This window comes from Floridaenema aerugineum BLCC-F46, from assembly GCF_041929345.1.
GTDB lineage: Bacteria > Cyanobacteriota > Cyanobacteriia > Cyanobacteriales > Aerosakkonemataceae > Floridanema > Floridanema aerugineum.
Genome location: NZ_JBHFNQ010000273.1, coordinates 1 through 9,904, shown reverse-complemented (window position 1 = coordinate 9,904; position 9,904 = coordinate 1). Strand labels below are relative to the sequence as shown.

The window sequence follows — 9,904 nt, the reverse complement described above, 5'->3', positions numbered from 1 at the left end:
GTGCTCAAGCACAACAACGTACCCAAGAGTGCTCAAGCACAACAACGTACCCAAGAGTGCTCAAGCACAACAACGTACCCAAGAGTGCTCAAGCACAACAACGTACCCAAGAGTGCTCAAGCACAACAACGTACCCTTTTCTAAAATTTTAGATTAGCTTGGTGGCTCTGAGAGCAAAAAACAAGCCAAGGGCTACTCCATAAGCGCCAAGCAAAATCACCGCGTAAGATACTACAGCCATTTTTGTTCCTCGTATTTGGGTCAGGATTTAGATAATGCAATCCGTTATTGATGTTAATTTACCGCAGAATCGTTATGAAATAGCGATCGCACCCGGAAGTTTAGACAATTTGGGCAATTGGATGAACGGAAAGGAAAGCAAACCGCTAAATTTGGGCGAAAAAGTATTGCTAGTTTCCAATCCGGCAATTTTTAAGCGTTACGGAGAAAGGGCGGTTAAATCTCTCACTAATGCTGGCTTTGAAGTGGTTTCCCTTAACCTGGCGGCTGGCGAACAATACAAAACATTGAATTCGATCGTCAAAATCTACAACACTGCCTTAGAAAACCGCCTAGAACGTACTTCAACGATCGTTGCTTTGGGTGGAGGCGTAATTGGCGATATGGCGGGTTTTGCGGCTGCTACCTGGCTACGGGGAATTAATTTTGTCCAAGTGCCTACCAGTTTGTTAGCGATGGTAGATGCGGCAATTGGCGGGAAAACCGGAGTCAATCATCCGAAAGGCAAAAATTTAATTGGGGCGTTTCATCAACCCAGATTAGTATTAATCGATCCGCAAGTTTTGAAAACTTTACCCCCCAGAGAGTTTCGCGCTGGCATGGCGGAAGTAATTAAATATGGGGTAATTTGGGATGCAGATTTGTTTACCAAATTAGAAGAATGTGAAAAATTAGATCAACTGCGTTATTTGAGTGAGGAAATGTTGCAATCTATCCTCACCCATTCTTGTCAAGCTAAGGCAATTGTGGTGGGAAAAGATGAAAAAGAATCGGGTTTAAGAGCTTTATTAAATTACGGTCATACTATTGGTCATGCGGTGGAAAGTTTGACTGGTTATAAAGTTGTAAATCACGGCGAAGCAGTGGCAATTGGCATGGTAGCCGCAGGTCAAATTGCCGGAGATTTACGGATGTGGAGTAAGGAAGCGACGGAACGACAAAATGAGTTAATTAAAAAAACAGGTTTACCTAATAAATTGCCTACAGGTTTAGATGTAGGGGAAATCATTGATTCTTTGCAAACTGATAAAAAGGTAAAATCAGGTAAAGTTAGATTTGTTTTACCAAGGCGAATTGGGGAAGCGACTGTAACCGATCAAGTTCCCCCAGAGGTGTTGCGACAGGTGTTGTTGCAAATGCAGTAGGTTGGGGACTGGTATTGTTAAGTAGATGCAAATAAATAAAGTGATAATAGTTATCTTTGGATGAGGCGGGCTCTCCTGCCCGCCCCACAAGAAAGCTGTAACTCTTGTGGAGCCGCCCCACAAGAAAGCTGTAACTCTTGTGGAGCCGCCCCACAAGAAAGCTGTAACTCTTGTGGAGCGGGCATCCTGCCCGCTTGGTTTTCACTTTATTTACATCTACCTACTTAAAACTTTGGAATGGTGCGTTACACTGGCGTTTTTCTTAAATGCCGCAGGCTATACGCACCCTACAGATAGCTACCGCGATAGTCGGAAAATATAAATGTATCCGGGGCCTAAGTATGCAGGTAAAGTTCTGGAACCTGCAACGAGTGTTTGTCCATCAGAACTGAAAGCAACAGAGGTGAAAAGAGCATAATCTGCCTTTTCTGCATCTAGTAATCGGTTGTTTCGCAACAGTTGTCCGCTGTATAAATTCCAAATATTGATGTTTCCTTGCCAGTCTACACCTGCGAGGAGTTGACCATAAGAGTTAATTGCTATGGCAGTAGGAGAATTTTTTTGAATTGTATATAGTAGTTTTCCAGTAGTTGTATCCCAGACTTTGAGTGTATCTTGTTTGTCACAAACACCTGCAATTTTTTCTCCTAAAGGACTGAGAGCTAATGCCCACCATACTCGTTGAGCACAAATCCGATCGTCTTGTATAGTAGTCTGCAATTTGCCAGTTTGAACATTCCACAACCTAATAAAACCTTGCAATTCTCCACTGGCTATTGTTTGTCCATCTGGGCTGAAATGTACGTAATCTACTAAGCCTTGATTATAGCGATCGCTATCCGCAAAAGAGCGTAACAATTGACCTGTATTTACGTTCCAAATCTTGATTGTTTTATCATCGCTGCCACTGGCTAAAGTTTGACCATCTGGACTAAAAGCTACCGATCGCACTACATCGGAATGTCCGGTAAGAGTTCGTAAAAGTTTGCCTGTTTGCAGATCCCAAAGTTTGATTGTTTTGTCCGAACTGGCAGAGGCTAAAGTTCGATTATCTGGGGCGATCGCTAATTTTATAACTACGTTAGAATGCCCAGTGAGAGTTCGGAGTAATTTACCCGTTTGCAAATCCCACAACTTAATTGTAGTATCGTAACTTCCAGAGGCTAAAGTCTGATTATCTGGGGCAATCTCTACGGAAGTAACTGCATTAGTATGTCCGCTGAGAACTTGTACTTCATTTTCAAAGAAGTTATCGCCAAAGTAATGTAATTTGATTCCCTGTTGGGATGCGAATTTCACAAAAGTGTTTATCGGAATTCCCAAATTAAACCCTGATTTGATATTAATAGTTTGCCCAGTTTCAGCATTAATAATTTGTTCCCCATCGGCCCTTCCGTGAATGCCAATCACGACTCCATTGCCATCAAATACAGGCCCACCACTCATCCCAGAACGGGTGATATTTGTATAAACTAAGGCATAACCATCTTCTAAGGATTCCAAAGGTCGCCCAGATATTTTCCCCGATGTTAGCTGAAAGATCCTTTGGGTAATTGCCTGTCCTGGATGGGGCCAACCGGAAATATAAATTGTCTCTCCTTGAGTTACTTTGTCAGAATCTCTAACTGGGGCAACTAAGTATTTTTTATTACTGGTAAACTGCACCAGCGCTAAGTCTATTCCAGGTAATTTTTTGACGGTGCTGTAGTTTAGGGGATGTTTGATGCCATCTGAGGTAACGATTTCGTATTCGTCTTGGGTGGCGACTACGTGCTTGGCAGTTAAGACATAGTATGTGTTTCCTTGTTGGGAAATAATCACACCTGAACCTGGATTTTGACCGTTGATGACGACGGTGGTAAGTCTGGCGAGATTAGCGATCGCTTGTTCATCGAGTGTTTGCGGTACAGCTATTTGCGGTTGCACGACTACGAGTGCTGCACCCACTAACGCTGCTGATAGTTGATAGAAAAATTTCTCAGACATCTCTGACCCTCAGCATCACAGGAAGTCAATTTTAAATATTCTTGATTAGAGTAAGCTAACACCCGATCGCATTTTGGAAAAATGGTTAACTGTTTTATTATTTACAGAAATTTCATAAATTTTACAGCTTAACCACGTAAAATAAAAAATGAGTATAAATTCCGACTCGGAAAAAGAAAATATATGGGTTGGCAAAAACTTTTTGTCGCTAGTGCCACTGTGGCGATCGCATCTACCCTTGTTTGGGACTCTACTGCTCAGGCTACCGATTTAAGTTACAGTAAAATGTACGTTTTTGGTGATAGCCTTTCCGATTCTGGTAATATTTTCAACTCTTCTCCGCAACAGTTTCCTACCTACTACTTCAACGGTCGATTTTCCAATGGGCCAAACTGGGTTGATTATTTAGCCCAAGATTTAGGATTAACCCCTACCACATTTATTACTCAGCAAGGTACACCCCTACCTTTCCCACAAATTCCCACCCAAAGTGTTAATTTTGCCTTTGGTGGTGCGACGACAGGGTTAGATAATACAATCGCTCAGATCGCACCTGGTTTACAACAACAAGTACAAGCTTATATCGGTGGTTTGCTAACAACAAATCAGACTGCCGATCCCAACGCCCTTTATATTCTTTGGGCAGGTGCAAATGATTACTTACCTACAGAATCTACATGGTTTACACCACCTACAACTGCTAATCAAACTATCAACAATATATCTTTTGCACTTAATTCATTATTGAATGCTGGTGCAAAACAGATTGCAGTTGCTAATCTACCCAGTTTGGGACAATTACCACTAACTTTTGGCACACAAGATGAAACAAGATTGAATAATTTAGCCCAAGCACATAACTTGGCACTTGGGCAGACAATTAATAGTTTATCACAGAGCTATAATGCCAAAATTGTTTCGTTGAATTTTGCTTCTTTGTTTGCAGATGCAGTTAACAACCCTGGTAATTACAACTTTACTAATGTTACCCAAGGATGTCTATTAGTCCAATGCCAAAATCCAGACCAGTTTTTATTTTGGGATTTCATTCACCCAACTACCGAAGGGCATAAATTACTGGCAAAAGAAGCTTATTCTGCACTCAGGACTAGCGTACCGGAACCAGGAGAAGAGTTAGGGCTTTTACTATTAGGAGTATTAGGTGCTGCTTCTATTTATAAGCGGAAAAAGTCTCTAGATTCTTTAGCTTTAAGTGGTAAGATCGTGTCCGACTGATCGGCCATAATATCCTGTTCTTCATTAGAGTAAGCTAAAACCCGATCGCGTCCTTGTTCTTTTGCTTGGTAAAGTGCGCGATCGGCATTAGTCAAAAGTGTTCTGGGAGAACTGCAAATGCTAGGAATAATACTGGCAACTCCTAAACTCAAAGTAACGGTATTGCTGACTTTAGAGCTATGGTGATCGATCGCCAATTCTTTAACTTTTTTCTGAATTTCTTCGGCTATATAAATCGCTCCTGATAAAGGTGTATTGGGTAAAATAATAGCAAATTCTTCTCCGCCATATCTAGCAACTAAATCACCGGGACGTTTGGTTATTTGCCCCAGGGTTTTCGCAATTTGTTGCAGACATTTATCGCCTGCTGGATGTCCATAAGTGTCGTTATAAAGTTTGAAGTAATCGACATCACAAAAAATTAATGCTAGGGGGACTTGTTCTCGTCTAAGTCTGAGCCATTCTTGTTGTAAATGTTCGTCGAATCTGCGGCGATTGGCTACTTGAGTTAAACTATCTATGTTGACAAGATTTTTTAATTCTTGGTTGGCAATTTTCAATTGGTAATAAAGTTCGGCTTGTTGAATGGCGATCGCCACTTGTGTAGCTAGTTCCTTTAATAAATCTATTTCTAACTCTTGCCATTTTCTCGGATTTGAACAGTGATAAGCAACTAATAATCCCCACAATTCTTGGCCTTTTAAAATCGGCACTACTAAGCTAGCTTTGACTTGGAATTTTGCCAATAAATCAACATGACATTGGGTTAAACCTGCTGTATAAATATTTTCTATTGCCTGAATTCGACCATTTCGATAAGGTTCGCCGCCAGTTTCCACAAAGTAAGTATCTTGGATGTTTGTTCCTAGTGCTGGTGTCCATCCGGGGGCTACGGATTCGACAACAATAGTACCACTCCAATCAGGTTCAAAACGATAAATAAATACTCTGTCAGTATCCAGAAATTGGCGGACTTCCGCAACAGTGGTATTGAGAATTTTGCTTAAGTCAAGGGATTGGCGAATATTTTGCGCGATCGCTATAATCATGCGCTCTCGCTCAGTTTGTTGTTTTAATACCTTCTGGGCCTCCCTCAGCGCTATCTCCACTTGCTTACGTTCGTCTACCTCTGCTTGCAGTAATTGATATGCACGCTCGAATTTGACTGCATTACGGCTATTTAACCAGGCAAGTAAAATACTGCCCAGGAGAAATATAACAAAAATGATTAGTACTATTAGGCTGAGGCAGGACATAATTGGTAGCTTTCGCAAGAATCTTCTGTTTTAGTAAAAGCGCTGTTTAAGGTAATAACTGTCACATTGATAGCTATATTAAACTATATTTAACTTAAAATTTAAATCATGAAAATATTACTTTATCTAAAATTCAAATAACCTACCATAGCTATTTAAAGTATATGAATGTTAATCTTAATACATTAAGTATTATTACTGTGTTGTACCAAGAATCACTGAGAAGAATTAGGAAACTTGATCTAAGTCAAAGATCTAATAGCGAGTTTTTGCCAAACTGAAGTTAAGACTAAAAGAGAAGGTGGCAAAGATGGCACAGACAACAATCAATTTAGAAACTGCGCCGGGACATCAGGTGCTAGCGGCAGCAGGTAAGAAAATTTTACGTCCGGGGGGAAGATCGGCTACAGAACAACTATTTAAATGGGCGAATTTTCAAGCTGATGAGACTGTTTTGGAATTAGCTTCTAGTTTTGGATATAGCGCGATCGCACTTGCCCAACGTTTTGGTGTCAAAGTAGTAGGTGTGGAAAAAAATCCCGCTAGTGTAGCCCTTGCCCGTGCTAATATTCAAGCTGCTGGTTTAACAGATAAAATTACAATTATTGAAGGAGATATTTTCCAATTAGAAGCAATTTCTCTTCAGTTTGATTATGTATTTGCTGAGGCAATTTTGTCGATGCAATCTGCTCCCAGAAAAGCCAAAATTTTAAATGGAATTCATGCCAAACTAAAACCGGGCGGAAAATTTCTTTCTCATGAAATGTTAGCTGATAACAGAGAAGCAGAAATCCATCAAGAACTAGCCAGAGTCATCAAAAGTGATACATCACCTTTATCTCAGGCAAATTGGATTGCTACTTTTGCTAATGGTGGATTAGAAGTTAAACAGCATCAAACTGGCAGCATGGCATTACTAAACCTGCCACGAATGATTCAGGATGAAGGATTATTTAGTGTTGCTAAAATTCTCTGGAATGTTGTAACTAATTCCCAAATTCGGCAACGAGTTCTAGCAATGCGCCGCATTTTCCAACAATACCAGCAAGATTTAGGTTACATCGTTTTAGTAGCCCAAAAAAATTAACTAGTAACTCATCAATTACCAAAGGAGAAAATATGACTTCTACAACTTTATCAACCTCATCTTTTGTCACGCAAATCAAAGACCAAATTGAATATCCAGGGGGAGGAGTTTTAAGTAAAGTTATCCTCAAAGATAATAACTGTCAACACACGCTATTTTGTCTTGCAGGTGGCACAGAAATTTCCGAACATACTGCCACTCGCAACGCTACAGTTAATGTGATTGAAGGCAAGGGAATTCTTACTTTAGAAGGCGAAGATATTACTTTAGAACCAGGCGTTTTTGTATTTATGCCTGCTCATGCTCCCCATGCTTTAAAAACTGAAGAAAATTTAGCTTTTTTACTCACACTTTCGGAAGCAAAATAAACTCGCTCCATTTTTCTTTGTCATTTTTAGTGATTTCACTTTGAATCCGGTTCCCCCCGTGATATTGATAGCAAAGCTTCCGCTGGTTCCCCCCTTTGTAAGGGGGGCTCCCGGGGGATCTTTTGGGGGGTTAGGGGGGATCTAACCGACAATCTATGTAACTAGCAACTTTAGTTAATAGCGATTTTATCTCCGATTTGGCATTAACTAAATTCTAGTTTGATTCCGGGCATCAAGCGTTGTAAATTCTTTAAGGATTTTGTCTGCCAAAGAATCTTATCTGAACCTTGTAAAACCAAATTTACATCACCTTTTTCTCGCACCTTGATGACAAACATAGAGAGCATACTGATTCCTGAACTGTTAAGAAATTCCAATTCCTGCAAGTTAATTGTAAAGTTAGGAGTTTCCTCAATCACATTCATTAACAATTCCATTACAGGTCGATATTCTTCCATTCCAGCCAATCGCAAGAAGCCTCGGAAAAACACTGTTGATCTTTCTGAATTATGCCATATTTGATAGTCATCTGTTTTGATTTCCAGCAATTGTCTACACCTCTCCAAGTTAATAGTATTTATTTGCTATTTCGTCAATTAAACCGATATATTAGTGACTTATTTTAAATGTCAAACCTGGCTATGACACTTACATGAATTAGGCTTAAATCTTGCTTTAAGTAATCAAATTTCCAACCTAAGCGAGCCGAATAATCATTAATTATAGTTAACAAACCTATGTGGGATTCTCCTGTTCCCAGTGCGGTTTTTTCTAGTTGGCGGGTATAAAGTTCATCGGGATCGGAATCTAACAGTTCGCGGATAAATTCCTGATATTTTTCTACCATTATTTCCTGAGCATAATTAGTCACAAGAAAAATCAATTCATGCTCATACAAATATAGGGTAATAGTAATTGGTAGGTTGGCAGATCGATCGCTATACTTAACCGCATTCTCTAAAAGCTCATTAGCGATATAACTGACTATACCTTTAACTGTGTTTTTCCGATTAATTTTGTTCTCTGAAGTCGCATCGCCAGGGAAAAAAGCCGCGAAGTAGTCGCCTAAAAAGTCTGCTGATATACCATTGTGTTCCCAACGGCGCTTTCTTGCCTCGGAAGCAGGGGAAAAATTCAAGGTGAGATAGTCATTACTAACAGGGATTTCTTCTAAGAATTCCCCAAATATTTGAACTTTAGAAGATAGAGTCATAATTTATCAGATCTGGCTGGCTTAAGGAGAACGTTATACTTTATTTTATCTTAATGTTGCAATTCATCTCCCGGTAAGCTTCGCTGTACCGGGAGATGAATTGTGACCAACAACTCAAACTGAGCGTAGCTCATCAATATAATTGGTGGTATACTGATAGCTATTCCTAGATTAATAGAGTGATGTTAACAGCTTTAAAGGTAAGACTATACCCAAACAAAGAGCAACAAGCAGCCCTAGCACAAAACCTTGGCTGCTGTCGCTTTGTTTGGAACTATTACCTAAATAAAAGCAACACTCAATGCCAGGAAACGGGAAAAGGATTAAGCTATTGCGACATGACTAAAGATTTAACGCAACTAAAGAAACAAGAAGAGTTCTTGTGGTTAAAAGATGCGTCATCTTCTGCATTACAGCAATCGCTGAAAAACCTAGAAGCAGCATTTAAGAACTTCTTTGAACATCGAGCTAAATTCCCGAAGTTCAAAAGTAGACACAAAAAGCAATCGCTGAGATATCCAGCAGGTTGTTCAATTAAAGGTAATGGTATCCAACTCCCTAAGCTGGGAATTGTGAAAGCAGTAATTTCTAAAAATATCAGCGGCAAAATAAAGTCCGTAACTGTCTCAAAAGACAGCACGGATAAATATTTTGCCGCTATTTTGTTTGAGGTTGAAGATAATTCAACAAACAAAGAGGGTAAAATTTCGGGTATCGATTTAGGTCTTAACTCCCTCGTCACGGTGTTTGATGGGGAAAACACCTATAAAGTTGACCCAATCAAGCCCACGAGGAAATACGCCAAGCGATTAAGACGTAGACAGAAATCTTTATCTCGGAAAAAGCTCGGCTCTAATAACCGTAAGAAACAAGTTAAGAAAGTAGCCAAAGTTCATCAGAAAATAACGAACACTAGGCAAGACTTCCGACCTAATCTCTCTCATCAGTTAGTGGGTGAAAATCAAGCTGTTGTAGTAGAAAACATGAGCGTAAAAGGACTAGCACGAACCAATCTAGCTAAATCTATATTAGATGCTGGATTTGGTATGCTAGTTAATTTTTTAGGCTACAAACTGAAAAGAGTTGGGGGAATTCTTGTGGAAGTTGACAGATTCTTCCGTAGCACTAAACTGTGCAATTGCTGCAAATATAAGAATGATTCTCTGACACTAAAGGACAGAGAATGGGTTTGTCCTAAATGTCAAACTCATCACGATAGGGATGAGAATGCTGCGAAAAAGTGCGATTCGTTTAGTCAAAACCGAGAAATCGGGGGACGACTAGCAGTATCAAGTAACCAATAGGTTGAGAAGCACTTAAATCCTTGGTACTGACAACTTCATAACCTTGTGAGTGAAGGCAAGTATCCTAGA

At 39.9% G+C, this 9,904-nt stretch carries 10 protein-coding genes; 5 read left to right on the top strand and 5 right to left on the bottom strand.

Annotated features, from left to right (window positions below):
• Positions 1-148: 148 nt before the first annotated feature.
• Positions 149-241 carry a cytochrome b6-f complex subunit PetL gene (petL, locus tag ACE1CC_RS36675; protein WP_073593173.1) on the bottom strand — a complete coding sequence of 31 codons (93 nt, stop codon included), beginning with the start codon at positions 239-241 and terminating at the stop codon, positions 149-151.
• Between the two features lie 34 nt (positions 242-275).
• Between petL and aroB the strand changes: the two genes are divergently transcribed.
• Positions 276-1,385: a 3-dehydroquinate synthase gene (gene aroB, locus ACE1CC_RS36670; protein ID WP_413275369.1), complete on the top strand. Its 1,110-nt coding sequence runs from the start codon at positions 276-278 to the stop codon at positions 1,383-1,385.
• A gap of 297 nt (positions 1,386-1,682) precedes the next feature.
• Here the strand turns inward: aroB and ACE1CC_RS36665 are convergent, their stop codons facing one another.
• Positions 1,683-3,371 carry a trypsin-like peptidase domain-containing protein gene (locus ACE1CC_RS36665; protein ID WP_413275368.1) on the bottom strand — a complete coding sequence of 563 codons (1,689 nt, stop codon included), beginning with the start codon at positions 3,369-3,371 and terminating at the stop codon, positions 1,683-1,685.
• Positions 3,372-3,554: 183 nt separating this feature from the next.
• Between ACE1CC_RS36665 and ACE1CC_RS36660 the strand changes: the two genes are divergently transcribed.
• On the top strand, positions 3,555-4,607 hold the full coding sequence (locus ACE1CC_RS36660; protein WP_413275367.1) for an SGNH/GDSL hydrolase family protein: 1,053 nt from the start codon (positions 3,555-3,557) through the stop codon (positions 4,605-4,607).
• On the opposite strand, the gene ACE1CC_RS36655 is transcribed toward ACE1CC_RS36660, so the two are convergent.
• A complete protein-coding gene (locus ACE1CC_RS36655) occupies positions 4,547-5,863 on the bottom strand; it encodes a GGDEF domain-containing protein (RefSeq protein ID WP_413275366.1) in 1,317 nt (438 codons plus the stop codon). The genes ACE1CC_RS36660 and ACE1CC_RS36655 overlap by 61 nt on opposite strands.
• 310 nt (positions 5,864-6,173) lie before the next feature.
• Between ACE1CC_RS36655 and ACE1CC_RS36650 the strand changes: the two genes are divergently transcribed.
• Together ACE1CC_RS36650 and ACE1CC_RS36645 are read left to right on the top strand one after the other, a co-directional pair.
• Positions 6,174-6,950 (top strand): SAM-dependent methyltransferase, encoded by a 777-nt coding sequence (locus ACE1CC_RS36650; protein WP_413275365.1) that lies wholly within the window; start codon positions 6,174-6,176, stop codon positions 6,948-6,950.
• A gap of 32 nt (positions 6,951-6,982) precedes the next feature.
• Positions 6,983-7,318, top strand: a complete 336-nt coding sequence (locus ACE1CC_RS36645) for a cupin domain-containing protein (protein WP_413275364.1) — start codon at positions 6,983-6,985, stop codon at positions 7,316-7,318.
• A gap of 203 nt (positions 7,319-7,521) precedes the next feature.
• On the opposite strand, the gene ACE1CC_RS36640 is transcribed toward ACE1CC_RS36645, so the two are convergent.
• Positions 7,522-7,863: a slr1659 superfamily regulator gene (locus ACE1CC_RS36640; RefSeq protein WP_459563968.1), complete on the bottom strand. Its 342-nt coding sequence runs from the start codon at positions 7,861-7,863 to the stop codon at positions 7,522-7,524.
• 77 nt (positions 7,864-7,940) lie between these two features.
• A complete protein-coding gene (locus tag ACE1CC_RS36635) occupies positions 7,941-8,531 on the bottom strand; it encodes a slr1658 family protein (protein WP_413275362.1) in 591 nt (196 codons plus the stop codon).
• A 182-nt stretch (positions 8,532-8,713) separates the two neighbouring features.
• Between ACE1CC_RS36635 and ACE1CC_RS36630 the strand changes: the two genes are divergently transcribed.
• Positions 8,714-9,835 (top strand): RNA-guided endonuclease InsQ/TnpB family protein, encoded by a 1,122-nt coding sequence (locus ACE1CC_RS36630; RefSeq protein WP_413275361.1) that lies wholly within the window; start codon positions 8,714-8,716, stop codon positions 9,833-9,835.
• The last annotated feature ends 69 nt before the right edge of the window (positions 9,836-9,904 follow it).

What these genes read in the sequence shown, in the direction of transcription:
- petL (WP_073593173.1), bottom strand. Translation starts at nt 241, where the DNA reads ATGGCTGTAGTATCTTACGCGGTGATTTTGCTTGGCGCTTATGGAGTA.
- aroB (WP_413275369.1), top strand. Translation starts at nt 276, where the DNA reads ATGCAATCCGTTATTGATGTTAATTTACCGCAGAATCGTTATGAAATA.
- ACE1CC_RS36665 (WP_413275368.1), bottom strand. Translation starts at nt 3,371, where the DNA reads ATGTCTGAGAAATTTTTCTATCAACTATCAGCAGCGTTAGTGGGTGCA.
- ACE1CC_RS36660 (WP_413275367.1), top strand. Translation starts at nt 3,555, where the DNA reads ATGGGTTGGCAAAAACTTTTTGTCGCTAGTGCCACTGTGGCGATCGCA.
- ACE1CC_RS36655 (WP_413275366.1), bottom strand. Translation starts at nt 5,863, where the DNA reads ATGTCCTGCCTCAGCCTAATAGTACTAATCATTTTTGTTATATTTCTC.
- ACE1CC_RS36650 (WP_413275365.1), top strand. Translation starts at nt 6,174, where the DNA reads ATGGCACAGACAACAATCAATTTAGAAACTGCGCCGGGACATCAGGTG.
- ACE1CC_RS36645 (WP_413275364.1), top strand. Translation starts at nt 6,983, where the DNA reads ATGACTTCTACAACTTTATCAACCTCATCTTTTGTCACGCAAATCAAA.
- ACE1CC_RS36635 (WP_413275362.1), bottom strand. Translation starts at nt 8,531, where the DNA reads ATGACTCTATCTTCTAAAGTTCAAATATTTGGGGAATTCTTAGAAGAA.
- ACE1CC_RS36630 (WP_413275361.1), top strand. Translation starts at nt 8,714, where the DNA reads ATGTTAACAGCTTTAAAGGTAAGACTATACCCAAACAAAGAGCAACAA.